General features: G+C 68.0%; 12 protein-coding genes. 4 read left to right on the forward strand and 8 right to left on the reverse strand.

Annotation, left to right across the window (positions count from 1 at the left end; translation table 11 throughout):
- Genes mltG through gmk form a run of 3 tightly spaced genes read left to right on the forward strand, consistent with a single transcriptional unit; the run spans position 1 to position 2,715 of the window.
- A complete protein-coding gene (gene mltG / locus ABIE19_RS06635; protein ID WP_354088333.1) occupies positions 1 to 1,203 on the forward strand; it encodes an endolytic transglycosylase MltG in 1,203 nt (400 codons plus the stop codon).
- A complete protein-coding gene (locus ABIE19_RS06640) occupies positions 1,200 to 2,084 on the forward strand; it encodes a YicC/YloC family endoribonuclease (RefSeq protein WP_354088334.1) in 885 nt (294 codons plus the stop codon). Before mltG ends, ABIE19_RS06640 begins: the two co-directional genes overlap by 4 nt.
- Entirely contained in the window at positions 2,074 to 2,715 is a 642-nt protein-coding gene (gmk, locus tag ABIE19_RS06645; protein WP_354088335.1) for a guanylate kinase, read from the forward strand. Before ABIE19_RS06640 ends, gmk begins: the two co-directional genes overlap by 11 nt.
- Positions 2,716 to 2,724: 9 nt before the next feature.
- On the opposite strand, the gene ABIE19_RS06650 is transcribed toward gmk, so the two are convergent.
- Positions 2,725 to 4,119: a LytTR family DNA-binding domain-containing protein gene (locus tag ABIE19_RS06650; RefSeq protein WP_354088336.1), complete on the reverse strand. Its 1,395-nt coding sequence runs from the start codon at positions 4,117 to 4,119 to the stop codon at positions 2,725 to 2,727.
- On the opposite strand from ABIE19_RS06650, the gene ABIE19_RS06655 reads away from it, so the two are divergent.
- Positions 4,112 to 5,401, forward strand: a complete 1,290-nt coding sequence (locus ABIE19_RS06655; protein WP_354088337.1) for a serine hydrolase domain-containing protein — start codon at positions 4,112 to 4,114, stop codon at positions 5,399 to 5,401. The two genes, ABIE19_RS06650 and ABIE19_RS06655, sit on opposite strands and share 8 nt — an antisense overlap.
- A 4-nt stretch (positions 5,402 to 5,405) precedes the next feature.
- Here ABIE19_RS06655 and ABIE19_RS06660 read toward each other — a convergent pair whose 3' ends face one another.
- The 7 genes from ABIE19_RS06660 to ABIE19_RS06690 form a co-directional block, all read right to left on the reverse strand.
- The gene (locus tag ABIE19_RS06660) at positions 5,406 to 6,542 is read right to left on the reverse strand and encodes a pyridoxal phosphate-dependent aminotransferase (protein ID WP_354088338.1); all 1,137 of its coding nucleotides are present in this window, start codon (positions 6,540 to 6,542) and stop codon (positions 5,406 to 5,408) included.
- A 9-nt stretch (positions 6,543 to 6,551) separates the two neighbouring features.
- Positions 6,552 to 7,361 (reverse strand): 16S rRNA (adenine(1518)-N(6)/adenine(1519)-N(6))-dimethyltransferase RsmA, encoded by an 810-nt coding sequence (gene rsmA, locus ABIE19_RS06665; RefSeq protein WP_354088339.1) that lies wholly within the window; start codon positions 7,359 to 7,361, stop codon positions 6,552 to 6,554.
- Positions 7,362 to 7,370: 9 nt separating this feature from the next.
- Positions 7,371 to 8,387: a 4-hydroxythreonine-4-phosphate dehydrogenase PdxA gene (gene pdxA / locus ABIE19_RS06670; protein ID WP_354088340.1), complete on the reverse strand. Its 1,017-nt coding sequence runs from the start codon at positions 8,385 to 8,387 to the stop codon at positions 7,371 to 7,373.
- Positions 8,384 to 9,742: a peptidylprolyl isomerase gene (locus tag ABIE19_RS06675; protein ID WP_354088341.1), complete on the reverse strand. Its 1,359-nt coding sequence runs from the start codon at positions 9,740 to 9,742 to the stop codon at positions 8,384 to 8,386. Before ABIE19_RS06675 ends, pdxA begins: the two co-directional genes overlap by 4 nt.
- Positions 9,743 to 9,838: 96 nt before the next feature.
- Entirely contained in the window at positions 9,839 to 12,304 is a 2,466-nt protein-coding gene (locus ABIE19_RS06680) for an LPS-assembly protein LptD (RefSeq protein WP_354088342.1), read from the reverse strand.
- A gap of 40 nt (positions 12,305 to 12,344) precedes the next feature.
- Positions 12,345 to 13,448 (reverse strand): LPS export ABC transporter permease LptG, encoded by a 1,104-nt coding sequence (gene lptG / locus ABIE19_RS06685; protein ID WP_354088343.1) that lies wholly within the window; start codon positions 13,446 to 13,448, stop codon positions 12,345 to 12,347.
- Entirely contained in the window at positions 13,445 to 14,578 is a 1,134-nt protein-coding gene (locus tag ABIE19_RS06690; RefSeq protein ID WP_354088344.1) for an LptF/LptG family permease, read from the reverse strand. The genes lptG and ABIE19_RS06690 overlap by 4 nt, the downstream gene beginning before the upstream one ends.
- Positions 14,579 to 14,732 lie beyond the last annotated feature (154 nt).

The following is a 14,732-nucleotide window of genomic DNA, read 5'->3' on the forward strand; positions in this document are numbered from 1 at the left end:
TTGGCCAAGGCTCCGTCCCGCACCCCCAAGGTTCGCATCCCCAAGTCGCGCGTTCCGAAAAAGGGCGGCGGCGGAGCGTCTGGATCCAGTCTCGGCGTCGGCCTGATCACCGCCGCCGGGACCCTGGGCCTGTTCCTGGTCGCGGCCCTGATCGCCCTGTGGGCTGTCTATTGGGGGCCGGGGCCCAAGGCGGCCGAGGGGGATGCGACGGTCGTCGCCCTGCCGTCCGGCGCCGGGGTTCCGGCCATCGCCGCTACCTTGAAATCATCGGGCGTGATCCGCTCGACCGACCTGTTCCGCGCCGCCGTCAGCCTGACCGGCGCCGATCGCAAGATCCGGGCGGGCGAGTACGAGGTGCCGTCGGGGGCCTCGCTGGCGACCGTGGTCGGCCTGCTGGTCGACGGCAAGGCGGTGCGCCACTACGTGACCCTGCCGGAAGGCTGGTCCAGCGCCCAGGCGGTCGACATCCTGATGAAGCAGCCGGTCCTGACCGGCGAGGTCGAGGTCCCCGCCGAAGGCAGTCTGTGGCCCGACACCTATGAGGTGTCGCGCGGAGAATCCCGCGCCTCGGTCGTCGCGCGGATGCAGCGCGCGGCCACGAGCAAGCTGGCGACCCTGTGGGCCGCCCGGTCGCCCAACACCATCGTGACCACGCCCGAAGAAGCCATGGTCCTGGCCTCCATCGTCGAGAAGGAGACTGGACTGGCCTCGGAACGGCCCCAGGTGGCCGCGGTCTTCACCAACCGTCTGCGGCTGGGGATGCGGCTGGAGAGCGACCCGACCATCGTCTACGGCGTGACCAAGGGCCGTCCGCTGGGCCGGGGCATCCGCGCCTCGGAGCTGCGCGCCCAGACGCCGTGGAACACCTATCTGATCGACGGCCTGCCGCCGACGCCCATCGCCAACCCGGGCGAGGAGGCGCTGAAGGCTGTGCTGAACCCGCCGCGTTCGGAGTACGTCTTCTTCGTCGCCGACGGCACCGGCGGCCACGTCTTCGCCCGCACCTATCCCGAACACCTGCTGAACGTGGCGCGCTGGCGCGAGATCGAGCGGCGCAAGGCGGGCCTGCCGCCCGGCCAGGTCGCCCCCGTCGCGGGGGCCGCGCCGACGCCGATGGGGGAGGGGGAGGCCGCCTCGCCGCCGCCGGTCGCCATTCCGCCGGGCGCCAAGGTCATCACCGTGCCGACGGCGACGCCGCAATGAGCGCGATCTCGGGCATGACCGGCTTCGGCCGGGCGGACGGCGGCCTGGACGGCTGGACCTGGACGGTCGAGGCGCGCTCGGTCAACGGGCGGGCGCTGGAGACGCGCTATCGCGGACCGCACGGCTTCGACAGCCTGGAGCGTCTGACCAAGGCGGCGGCCCAGGTTCGCCTGAACCGGGGCCAGGTGACGGTCGGGGTGCAGGCCAAGCGGGCCGAGGGCTCAGAGCCCGCGCCGCGCGTCAACGAGGCCGTGCTGGCGACCTATCTGCGGCTGGCCAACCAGTTGGCGGAGGAGGGGGCGACCCCGCCTTCGGCCGACGGTCTGTTGTCCCTGCGCGGCGTCATCGAGGTCGCCGAAGAGGATGAGGACGCGGAGGGCCGCGCCGCCGTGGAGGCCGCGATGGCCGTCACGGTCGAACAGGCGCTAGATGCGCTCAAGCTGTCGCGTCAGCGCGAGGGCGAGCAACTGACGCCGGTCATCCACGACTTCGTCGGGACCATCGAAGCCCTGGTCGTGCGCGCCGAACTGGAGGCCTCGGCCCAGGTGGAGGCGATCCGGGAGCGATTCACGCGTCGGATCAACGAGCTGGCGCCCGATGCGCCGGGTCTGGACGAACGCATCTTCCTGGAAGCCGCCGCTCTCGCCACCAAGGCGGACGTGCGCGAGGAACTGGATCGCCTGACCGCCCACGTCGCCTCGGCCCGCACACTGTTGCAGCAACCCCCCGCCGGACGAAAACTCGACTTCCTGATGCAGGAATTCATGCGCGAGGCGAACACCCTCTGCTCGAAATCGGCTACCACGCCGCTCACCGGAATCGGCCTCGAACTGAAGGCCGTCATCGAGCAGCTTCGAGAACAAGTTCAGAATGTCGAATAACCGTACTCCCCGCCGTGGCGTCCTGCTGATCGTGGCCAGTCCGTCGGGGGCCGGAAAGACCTCGTTGTGCCGTCGTCTGATGGCCGATCACAAGGCGCTGGAGCTGTCGGTGTCCATGACCACGCGCGGCATTCGCCCGGGCGAGGTGGACGGCCGCGACTATCACTTCGTCACCCACGAGGAGTTCCAGCGTCTGATCGACGCCGACGCCTTCCTGGAATGGGCCGACGTGCACGGCAATCGCTACGGCAGCCCGGCCGCTCCGGTCGAGCGGGCCCTGGCCGAGGGACGCGACGTCCTGTTCGACATCGACTGGCAGGGCGCCCGCGACGTGGCCGCCAAATGCCCCGGCGACGCCGCTCGGGTCTTCATCCTGCCGCCTAGCCTCGAGGAACTGCGTCGCCGTCTGGTGACGCGTTCGCAGGACGCCGAGGACGTGATCGAACGCCGCGTCGCCAACGCCAAGGGCGAGATCGAGCACTGCGACGACTTCGACTATGTCCTGGTCAACGAGGATTTCGACCGTTCCTACGCCGAACTGGCACACATCTACCACGCCGAGCGCAGCCGCCGTCACCGCAACCTGTGGGTCGACGCCTACAAGCAGGCCCTGCTGAAGGAAGTGGTCTGAACCTTCGGTTCAGATCGAGCTGAACTTCGTCCAATAGGTGCGGCCGACGGGAATGCGGCCGCCGCCCTGCATCTCCATGGTTCGGTCGGAGCGATGGACGGCGGTGACGCGCGCCGGATTGACGGCATGGCTGCGGTGGATGCGCTGAAGACAGGTCGGCGCCAGATCAATCAGGGATGACAGGTTGATCGTCGCCAGAAGCTCTCGCCCGTCTGTGAGGGTGACGAGGCTGTAGTCGTCAGCGGCGCGCGCGGACAGGATGTCGTCGGCGGCGATCAGATGCCTGGAGGTGCCGTTCGGGACGGATATGACCTTCTGCTGCAGACGCGGCGCTTCGGCGGTCTGAGAAGCGGGCTGCCTGACGGCGCGAAGACCGAGGCCGCAGAATAGAAGCAGGTAGAAGGCGTAATAGAGGTGATCCAGGAAGCCTGGCAGCCATGAGAGCGCCAGCCAGAGGATGCAGCCGACCTGAACCCCATAGAGATGTCTGGCGTCGCTTCGCGTACCCAGGGCGGCGGCGAGCCAGACGGTCGTGAGGCCGGCGCGGAAACACCAGAGGGCCTTGGCGTCCCACCAGGGCGGCGTCGCCAGGGCGACGACGAGAGCCAGGGCCAGGCCGACCGTCAGCCAGATGCGCGACGAGCGGCGGGATAGCCGTCCTATCGCCAGGCGCCCCAGCAGGAAGGCGGCGAGCGCCGTCAGACCCGCGATCGCCATGAGACGGGCCAGTTGCCATGGATAGGCGTAGGTCAGCGCCAGCTTCGAAGCTTCGACGGCGGCCTGAGCCAGAACGGCGCCGCTCATGAAGGCGAGGATCGCGGCCTGGGGACGCTGCCTGACGATCCACAGTCCGGCGGCGGCGATGAAGGCGAAGGCCAGAAGGCCGCTCAGCGCCAGAATGGGCAGGTAGTGGCTCAAGGTCCGTCGTAGAGGGTCCGCGTAGGGCTCGACGGACAGACGATGAATGGGCCGAACCACGGGCGCCCAGAGGTGATGGGCGGACAGGCGCACCTCGACGAGATTGAGGCCAGGCCGCACATGGCCTTGAGGAACGGGGATGACGGCGCTGAAGCTGCCGGGAACCTCGTGGGCCCGATCGGCGCCGACGCGGCCGTTGGCGCCGATCGGCGCGCCGTTCCAGAAGACATCGGCGCTGGCGGTGGCGACCACATGGACGGCAAGCGGCGTCACGCTGGAGGCGCCGTCGGCCCTGTAGGCGGCGCGCAGCGTCGTTGTCGGCGCATCAAGCCGCAGATTCGAGACATCGACGGGACGACACCCCCTCGTGTCGCACAGGCTCCAGGCCATCCTGTCCGGGGCTAGAGCCTGGGGGGACAGCATGGCGAGGACCTGCGGGCCGAACAGGGCGGCCAGGCCCAGGACGGCCGAGACGACAGTGATCAAGAGCGATGGAAGGCGTTCACCGACGCTCATCGTCATTCACCGAAATCCTGTTGGCGCGGTCGCGGCGTTCGCTCGAAACCGGCGCGGCGACGAAGGGGCGGACGCAGGACCGACGGTCGTCTCGCTTCGTCAGAGCCTGCATGGTCGAGTGTTAAGGACGGATCGCATGAACGACAAACCTATTTCGGGACCGAGCCGAAGGATGATGCTGTCCGCCGTGGCGGGGGCAGGGTTCGTGGGCCTGTCGTCCGGGAGTGTTCGAGCCCTAGGCCGGCATGAGGCTGTCGGGGCCGTCATCGACGGCATGGTGCGGGATCACGGATTCCAGGGCGTGGCGGCGGTGGGACGCGACGGCCGGATCGAGCATGTGCGCTCCGCAGGCCTTTGGAATATCGCGCAAAACATGCCGATGGAGCCCGACCGCCAGATGGGCGTGGCCTCGATCTCCAAACGCTTGACGGCGACGGCGGTCATGAGACTGGTTGATCAGGGCCTGCTGTTCTTGGATGAACCCATCACGCGATGGTTGCCGGATTATCGAGCCGATACAGGCTCTCGCCTGACCTTGCGCCGGCTTCTTTCCAACTGCAGCGGCCTGGCCGACGCCTTCATGCCGGCGGTGCGGGCCGCCCCCGGTTTGCTGGCCGAGCCCTGGATCAGCACGGGGGAGGCGATACGGCTGTTTGCAAGCGGCGACCTGATCTTCGAACCCGGCGCGCGTTTCGACTATGTCCTAGTGAACTGGGTCATCGTGCAGGGCGTGATCGAGGCGGCGACCGGTCGCCCCTATGCCGGGGCCATGCGAAGCCTTGTGCTTGAACCGCTTGGAATGCGGCATACGACGCCCATCAAGCCGGACGATGCAGCCTCCTATCGGACCGTCTCTCCACCGGTTGAATGGACCAATCCAAGACCCCCGTTCCTGGTCGCAGGCGGCGGTTATTACAGCACGGCCGCCGACCTGATGCGGTTCGCGCACCGGGTTTATGACACGGATTTCCTGAGCCGGATGTCGCGTGATCAGCTGACCGCTATCGAAGTTAAGTCAGACAACTATGCGTTGGGCGGCCGCATGCGAAAGGTTGCGATCCAGGGCGTTGAAGTGGAGGCCGCCTGGGACACAGGCAGCAGTTCCGGCTTCCGTTCGGTCCTGGGCCACCGCCTGGATCGGCAAGGGACCGTGGTCATCCTGAACAACACCGCCATCTCCCAGCGTGTCATGGACGGCTTCGCCGAAGCTTTGTTGAGAGCCCACGCCGCGGATCACGCCGCGGCGGCTTGAGGGGTCAGGCTGCGTTGCGTTCAGCGAAGAAGGGCTTGATGCGGGCCAGGGCGTCCTCGACCTGCGCCGTCGAGACGGCGAAGCTGAAGCGGATGAAGCGGTGGCCGTTGATCGGGTCGAAGTCGACGCCGGGCGCCGTGGCCACGCCGGTTTCGCGTAGCAGGAGCTCACAGAAGCCGATGCTGTCGTCGGTCAGGTGGCCGATGTCGGCGTAGATGTAGAAGGCGCCGTCGGGCGGGGCGATGGAGCGCAGGCCCATGGCCGGCAGGGCGTCGAGCATCAGGGTGCGGTTGGCGCGATAGACGTCGATATTGGCTTCCAGTTCCTCTTCCTCGTCCATGGCGATCAGGCCGGCGTGCTGGCTGAGCGTGGCGGGGGTCAGGAACATGTTGCCGACGCGGGCGCGGGCCTGCGGCACCTCGGCCTCGGGCAGGATCAGCCAGCCCAGACGCCAGCCCGCCATGCTCCAGTATTTGGAGAAGCTGTTGACGATCAGGGCGTTCGGCTCGAACTGCAGCATGGACGGGGTCGGGCCGGTGTAGGACAGGCCGTGGTAGATCTCGTCCGAGATGACCGAGATGTTCCGCTCGCGGCAGATCTCGGCGATGGCCTTCAGCTCGGCCTCGGGGATGATCGTGCCGGTCGGGTTGGCGGGGCTGGCGATGATGACGCCCGCAGGGGCCGGGTCCAGAGTACGCAGGGCCTCGGCGGTCAGCTGGAAGCGAACCTCGGCGCCGCAGTCGATCTCGACCGGCTCCATGTGCAAGGCCTTCAGCGTGTTGCGATAGGCGACATAGCCGGGGCGGGCGATGGCGACCTGGTCTCCGGGCTGAAAGCGCATCATTAGCGCCAGCACCAGGGCGGGCGAGGCGCCCGCCGTCATGACCACCCGCTCGGGATCGACGGTCACGCCGTAGCGGTCGTCATACAGTTTGGCGATGCGGGCGCGCAGGGCTGGGCTTTCCCAGTAACCGCCGGGCTCGCTGTCGAGGATGCGGTGGGCCTGGGCGATGGCGGCGGCCGGCGCGCCGGTCGAGGGCTGGCCGAACTCCATGTGAATGATGGAGCGGCCCTGGGCCTTCAGTTCATGGGCCAGACGGCTGACGCTGATGGCGCGGAAGGGGTCGATTTCAACAGTCATGTCAGGCGGTCACTTCAGGGCGTCGGCCAGGCGGAGGAAGCCGGCGATGTCGATGACCTCGGCGCGGGCGTCGGGTTCGATGCCGGCGGCTTCGCACAGGGCGGCGCCGCCGAGCTGTTTCAGGCTGGAGCGCAGCATCTTGCGGCGCTGGCCGAAGGCGGCGGCGGTGACGCGCTCCAGCTTCTTGAGCCGCTCGGGCGAGGGGCGCTCGGCGCGCGGGACCACATGGACGACCGCCGAGGCCACCTTGGGCGGCGGGGTGAAGGCGGCGGCAGGCAGGTGCATGACGATGCGGGCGTCAGCCACGGCCTGGGTGATGACGGCCAGACGGCCATAGGCGTCGTCGCCGGGCGCGGCCACCACGCGCTCGGCCACCTCCTTCTGGAACATCAGGGTGAGGGCGCAGGGTTGCCAGGGGCCGGTCAGCCACTTGATCAGCAGGGGGGTGCCGACGTTGTAGGGCAGGTTGGAGACCAGATGGGCGGGGCCTTCAACCAGTTCGGCCTCACGCACCTTGAGCGCATCGCCCTCGACGATGGCCAGGCGGCCGGAGCCGTCGTCCAGTTCGCTGAGCAGGGGGATGAAGCGCGGGTCCTTCTCGACCAGCACCACCTTGCCCGCGTCGCTTTCCAGGATGGCGCGGGTCAGGCCGCCGGGGCCGGGGCCGACCTCGATCACGGCGCGGCCCTCGAACGGCCCGGCGTAGCGGACGATCTTTCGCGTCACGTTCAGGTCCAGCAGGAAGTGCTGACCGAAGCTCTTCTTGGCCAGCAGGCCGTGGGCGTCGAGCGTTTCGCGAAGGGAGGGAAGGTCCGTCATACGGACGCCTTAGCGCGTGGCGCGCGCCGCCGCCATCTCTGAAGCCAGGCGTACGGCGGCGATGAAGCTGTCGGCGCGGGCGATTCCCTTGCCGGCGATGTCGAAGCCGGTGCCGTGGTCGGGCGAGGTGCGGACGATGGGCAGGCCGAGGGTGGCGTTCACCCCGCCCCAGAAGTCCAGCGTCTTGACCGGGATCAGGGCCTGATCGTGATAGAGGCAGACGGTGGCGTCGTAATGAGCTCTGGCCTCATCGTGGAACAGGGTGTCGGCAGGTAGAGGGTCGGTGATGTTCAGCCCCTCGGCGCGCAGGGCGGCGGCGGCGGGACGCAAGACCTCGATTTCCTGAAGGCCGATGGCGCCGCCTTCGCCCGCGTGGGGGTTCAGGGCGGCCATGGCGAGGCGAGGGGCGGCTATGCCGAAGTCGCGCTTCATCGATTCATGGACGACACGGGCGACGCGCATGATCCGGTCGGCCGTGACGAGCTCGGGCAGTTGGTCGATGGGGACATGGATGGTGACGAGGCAGGCGCGCAGGTCCTTGGCCGTCAGCATCATGACCGGGCCGCGCGTGCCTGAAAAAGGAGCATCGGCGGTCAGTTCGGCGATGAACTCGGTATGACCGGGGAAGCGGAAACCCGAGGCGTACATGGGCGCCTTGGCGATGGGGGCCGTTACGATCCCGCAGGCCTCGCCTGAAAGCGTCAGGTCGACCGCGCGTTCGATCCAGTCGGCTACGGCGGGGGCGTTGCGCGGGTCCGGCTGTCCGGCGATCACGGCGGCGGGCGCGGGTTGGTGCAGGACGGGGACGGCGCGGGCGAAGACGCCGGCAGCTTCCGATGGGCTGAGGATCGGCTGAACCGGCGCCCCTTGCGCCGCCATCACGTCCGCGTCGCCGACGACGGCGAAGGGAACGACGGGGGCCAGGGGGCCGGGCGACTGCGCCAGGATGGGCCATGCCTTGGCGATGATCTCCGGCCCCACGCCGGCGGGGTCGCCCATCGTGACGATGAGCGGCCTCATCGTCATTGCTGCTTGATTTCGATCAGGGCGTCGGCCCGCAGGTCGCGCAGGTAGCGGCGGCCCAGCATGGCGTAGTTCTGATTCTGAAGGCGCGACTCGACCTGCTGAGGCGAAGGCGCCTCGGGGCCGCCCAGACGACGGCCGCAGACGGCCAGCAGATGGACGCCCAGCGGACTGCGGACCACGCTGCTGACCGAACCGATCTCGGCCGAACGGGCGACCTGCTGGAACTGCGGCAGGAGGTCGGCCACGTCGCTTTCGCCCAGATCGGCGCCCAGCAGACCCTGTTCCGAACGGGCGCGTTCCAGGATGTTGTCGCAGGTCAGGCCTGCGCGGATCGATTCCAGACGACGGGTCGCGGCGGCGACATCGGCTTCCGAAGCGGTTTCAGGCAGTTCGGCCATGACCTGCTTCATCTGGACCAGGCTGGTGGCCGCGCCCGAGCGCTTGTCGCGCATGTAGAGAATGTAGACGCCGCCATCGACGGGAATGGGGTTGGACAACTGGCCGACTTCAAGAGCCTCCATCGCTGTCTGAAGCGCAGGTTGGACCGTGCCCTGGACCACCCAGCCGGCGTCGCCGCCGCGCGCGGCGGACGGCGCGGACGAGAACTGGCGGGCCACAGCCATGAAGGGCGCGCCCTGCACCATCTGCTGAACCAACTGGCGGGCGCCGTTCATGGCCTCCTGCATGCCGCCGACCCGAGCGGCTTCAAGGTAGATTTCGCCGACCAGGTACTGGGGCTTGGTCGCGGACTCGGTGACTTGGCGCACGGCCTGGTCGACCTGGGCGCGCGTGACCTTGGCGCGGTCGCGGAAGCGGCCCCCGACCAGTTCGCGCCAGCCGATTTCGGTGCGGAGGAACTCACGGAAGGGTTCGGGACGGATGCCGCCCTGCTGGAGGAAGGCCATATAGGCTTCAGGCGAGGCGCCCGCCTCACGAGCCATGCCCGCGATTTCGCGGTTCACTTCGTCGTCGCTGATCTTCAGTTGTTCGAACTTGGCGATTTCAGCGGCCTGGAGGCGTTGCTCGATAAGATCGTTCAGCGCCTGTTGCTGGATGGCGCCGATGTTCTCCTCGGTCGGCTGGACCTGGGTCATGGCGAGCAGGACCAGCATCCGTTGACGCAGATCGAAGCCGGTGATGATCCGGTCGTTGACCGTGGCGACGATGCCGTCGGACAGGCGGAACTGGGGTTGCGCAGCCGCGGCGGCGCGCGGCGCTTCTTCCGCAGCGGGGTTCAGCGTGCCGGCGGCGGGGCCTTGCTGCGCGGGCGCGGTCTGGGCCACGGACTGTCCGACACTCGTGCAGGCCATCAGCGCGGCCATTGCAACGCCGGTCGTGTAACGCATCAAACGCATCGTCAGTCCTGGTTCCCTAAAGCGGTCTCGACCCGACCCCGGCGTCGCGAAGGAACGGTCCGGGATACGGTGGGCGCGCGCCCCTGCGCGCCATGCTTACCGCATGTCGTCGCGATCATAGCCTGAACCTCCAAAAGTGGCGAGGTTAAGTCGGATATATATGCCCTCGGACGGACCGGTGGGGCGCACTTCGGTGTTGTCGCGGCGCCAGCCGATCTCGAAACGGAAGCAGTCGTCGTCGAACAGGAGGCCGACTTCCGAGCGGGTGATCACGTCCCGCTGCAGGTCCGCCACGCCGCTGACGGTGAATCCCCAGGAGCCGCGGACGAACTGCTGACCGGAAAGCTGGACGAACTCATAATTGCGGTTCAGCGGGCCTTCGAGCGGATTGGAGCGGTCGATGATGTAGCTGAGGTTGGCCAGGTTGCGGCGGCCCCAGCGGCCGTTGACCGTGGTTTCGGCGCGGCGGACGTCGCCGTTGCCGTCGATGGTCGCGTGCGCCCAGCCCTGGATGCGGTCGGACGGAGCGAAGGTCGCCTGAACCACCCAGTCCGAGGTGCGCGACGCCAGGCCCGAGGGGTCGTACAGGCGCATGGCGTCGTCGGGGACGGGGGTCAGAAACTCGTTCTGGTCGTCGGCCCGCATGCTGCGGCCGACGAAGAGGCTGGCCGAACGCTTGTCGTCCCAGCGGATGGTGGCGCGAGCCCCGGCGGTGAAGCGCAGGCCGCCTTCCATCAGATCATAGCCGGGGAAGCGGTCCATCCGGAACAGGGCGGCTTCGTCCAGTTCCAGCGTCTGGCTGTCTTCGTTCGGAAGGCGCGAATCGTATTTGGCGTCGTTCGAGATCGAGATTTGAGCCATGGGCTCCAGCACCAGATCGGCGGCGGCGCTCAGGCGACGATACAGAGGGTAGGACAGGTCGAGGCCGGCGCTGGCGCGGCCGCGTGTGACTGCGTCGTTCTCGACGCCCAGCATCGGCGGCAGATCGTCGACGGAGTAGACGTCGGCTCTCAGGTCCACGAAGGGTTCCCACCGCAAGCCGATGGGAGAGATCATGGTGCGACGCCAGTCGACTTGGCCGGTGATCCGACGGCTGTCGACGCCGGGCAGGCCGTCCGTCGGTCCCGAGGGAATCAGCCCCGGGGACAGGGTCGGGAAGCCGACATAGGCGTCGCGCGTCAGGGCCACGGCGGAACCGCGCAGACGCAGGCGGCCGCCGAGGACGGGGCCCTGCGGTTCCCATCGCGCATCGATGATGGGGGCGACCAGGGGCAGGGTGTTCTCACGTTCGAACACCTTGAACCCCGCCGCATCGCGGAAGTCGTTGTCGGCGAAGCGAGGGTCCAGGCGCAGGCTCTGGATCGAGAAGGCCGCGACCGACAGATAGGAGCGCTGAGTCTGGCGCTCGGCGTAGATCTGGCTGATTAGGCGGCGACGGTCGCCGTAGTAGAGGCCGTTGTCCTGATAGGGATTGGCCACGTCGTAGCGGTCGAACAGGGTCTTGTCCGACACTCGTTCGGCCGTGAAACCGAAGCGCCAGGGACCAGCCGGATCGAACTTTCCGTGACCCAGCAGGTAGCTGCGATGGGTGCGGTCGCCGAAGCGGACATTGCTTTCCGTATGGCCGTCGCCGTCCAGATCGAACTCGCCGAAGTTGCGGCTGTAGGTGTAGCCGCCGCGCGCAACGATGCTTCCCTCATTGAAGCGACGACGCCACTGGGCGTTCAGCAGAGGGGCGACCTTGGTGTTGAACTGGGGGCTGATCAGCCAGTCTTCGGACGGCGAGACGACGAACAGATAGGGAATTTCGACCGAGCCGCCGCGGCCCTTGTCGTAGTCGACGCGAGGCACCAGGAAGCCCGAGGCGCGGTCCACCGAAGGGTCGGGATGGGCGAAGGCGGGCAGGTAGAAGACCGGCACGCCGCCCACGCGGAAGACGACGTCGCGATAAAGGATGGCGCGAAGGTCTTCATCCTGGACCGCCTTGTCGGCGGAGATGGAGATGCTGGGTTCCTTGGGGCCGTCCACGTCGCAGATCGGGCAGGGGGTGAAGATCACCCGGTTCAGCTCGCTGACCTTTTCCGAGCGCCGCACGGCGGTGGCGGCCATCAGGCTGGCGCCGCTGGACAGACGGGTGGCCAGATCGACGGCGACGCCGGCCTTGAGGTCCGAATCGAGTTCGATGCGGCTGGCGTGGACGACCGTGCCGTCCGGCGCGGTCAGTTCGGCCTGACCCGTCGCCGTCGCAACGCCCGACTGCATGTCATATGTCACTTCGCGGGCGCGCAGGTTGTGCTGCTGGAAGCGGGCCAGGACACGGTCCTGTTCGGAGCCCTCGGCCGTGATCACCTCGCCCTGACGCTGGGCGGCGTCGGCGTCGATGTAGACGGCTTCGGGCGTCAGGCCGTCCGGCCCGGGCGTCGTCGGGGCTGTCGCGGATGCAGTCTGCGGCGGTGCGGTTTGCGCCAGAGCAGGCAAGCCGGGGACGCAGGCGATCAAGGCCGCTCCGGCCAGGAGCCGGACACGCAGGGCTCCCTCTCGGGGAATGCGGCGATCACTCATGCGGAATCCACTCATTGCCGGACGGCCGGAAACGTCCCGATTAGCCGTCTTCGGTATAGAACAGCAAGGTAAAGGCCGCGAGCGCCGTCAATACAGGGGGCAGCCAGGCGGCGAGGAAGGGCGGCACGACCTCGGCGGAGCCCATGGCCGAGGAAAACTGATTCACGAAGAAGAAGGCGAAGCCGAGCACCACGGCCGCCACCGTCATCTTGGCCAGATCGCCCAGACGCATGAGGCGCAGGGAGAAGGCCGCCGCCAGGATGGACATGGCGGCGTAGAGCAGTGGCGTGGCCAGCAACTGCTGCAGGCGCAGGCGATAGGCGGTCGAGGCGAATCCGGCGTCCTCGATGCGCTGGATCTGGTTCGGCAAGGACCAGAAGGGCGTCGACTGAGGACGGGCGAAGCGTTGGAAGGCTTCTTTGTCCGCCAGGTTGGACGGCAGGTCGAGCGTGGCGTAGCGGACCGCGCGCTGACCCGTCTGGGCGCCCGTGGCCTCGGTCAGGCGCCAGCGACCGGCGGTCAGGGTGGCCGTGGCGGCGTCGATGCGTTCCGTGAAGGCGCGGCGACCGTCGGCCGTGGTGGCGTAGATGAAGAAGCTGGCGTCCAGCAGACGGCCGCTGGCCGGATCCTGACGTCCGCCGCGAATGATCATCTGTCGCGCGGCGTCGCCTTCGCGCAGCCAGACGGCCTGTCCGGCCTCTGCGCCCGGGGCTGAGCCGGAAATCCGGCCGCGCTCGCGCTGCCACAGGCCGTCGCCCGCCGCCGCCATGGGACCGAAGACGGTGACGCTGAGCACGCCCAGGACCAGGGCCGCGCCCGCAGCGGGCAGGACGAAGCGCCAGGCCGAAACGCCCGCCGCCCGCATGGCGATCAGTTCGCTGCGTCGGTTCAGGCCGACGAAGGCGGCCAGGGTGCCGAACAGGAAGACGAAGGGCAGGAGTTGGATGATGACCGAGGGCGACTTGACCAGAACCAGGCCCAGGATGCGCCCGCCCGACAATTCCCCGGACGAGTTCAACCCGCGCGAGACCTCGACGAAGTCGATCAGCATGACCAGGGCCGAGATGACGGCCAGGGCCACGCCCAGGGCGCGAAGCTGCTGGATCAGGACATAGCGTTCGATGCGGCCGAGACGGAGCTTCATGCGAACCTCGCCTTGAGGCGTTCATAGGGCGCCCAGACGCGTCGGCGATGCGGCTTGAGCGACCGGAACAGCAGACGCAGGGCAATGAAGATCACGCCGATGGGCAGCAGGTATTGCAGGATGTTCAGGGCTCCGTTCCAGGCGCTGGCCGCGACCAGGCCGTAGCCGATCACACGAACGACCAGGAAGACGCCGGCCGCCTTGGCGATTCGCGCGCTGTAGCCGGCGCGGCTGAAGGCGCCGCCCAGGATGGCGGTCAAAGCCAGGGCCATGGCGACGACGGCGTAGAGCGGCGACGACAACCGGGAATGCCCCTCGGCCGCCAGTTCGCCGCGCGATCCCGCGATCTCCAGCAGGGCCGGCGTGGGGTTGAACAACTCGGTCAGCCACAGGTCGGAAGGCTTGAAGCGAATCCGATCGCTGGTCTTGGCGTAGGGCGACAGGTCGAACACCTGTTGGTCGAAGGAAAGCTGGTTCAGCACCTGGCGCGACGAATAGCGCTGCATGGAGCCGTTCTGCATGGTCAGCACGGGGATGCCGTCGACGCGGCCGAAGCGGGCCGTCTCGGCGTCCCAGGTCGTGACGGTCTTGCCGTTGTCCAGATAGACGAAGAGGTTCTTGAGCAGGCCGTTCTGCTCGATCTGCTGGACGTAGACGGTCAGGCCCTCCGGCCCCTGCACGAAACGGCCTTCCTCGACCAGCAGGGCGGCCAGGTCGGTCCGAATCGCAAAGGCCTGGCGTCGACCTTCGCGCTGGGCCCAGGGCTGCATGAAGACATTGGTGATCAGGCTGAGCACGGCGACGATCAGGGCGATGCGAAGCGCGGGCCGGATCAGCGACCAGCGGCTGACGCCGGCGGCGTAGGCGGCGGTCAGTTCCTGTTCGCGCTGCAGGCGCGTCAGGGCGATCAGGGCGCCGACGAACAGGCCGATGGGCAGGATGACTGCGATCAGTTGGGGCAGGGCCAGCAGGGTCAGCTTGACCATGACCCAGACGCTCTGTCCGCGTTCGACGATGACTTCGAGCTGATCCAGGCTTTGGCTCAGCAGGCCGATTCCGGCCAGGGCGGCGCAGGCCGCCACGACGGGCAGGCCGATCTGGCGGAAAAGATAGCCCTGAATCAGCTTCATGGTCGGGAAAGGCGGTGTTTCAGTTGGCGACTGAGTTGCAGGCGCGGACGATGCGGGCCATGTAATACACATCCGGACGCGACGGCGAAACTGCTGGCGCGTCCATGTCCGATTCAAGCACGACCGGGGCATGGAACCCTGGCCTGGAGTAGGT

Origin of the sequence: Brevundimonas faecalis (assembly GCF_040549405.1) — a bacterium.
Classification (GTDB): domain Bacteria; phylum Pseudomonadota; class Alphaproteobacteria; order Caulobacterales; family Caulobacteraceae; genus Brevundimonas; species Brevundimonas faecalis.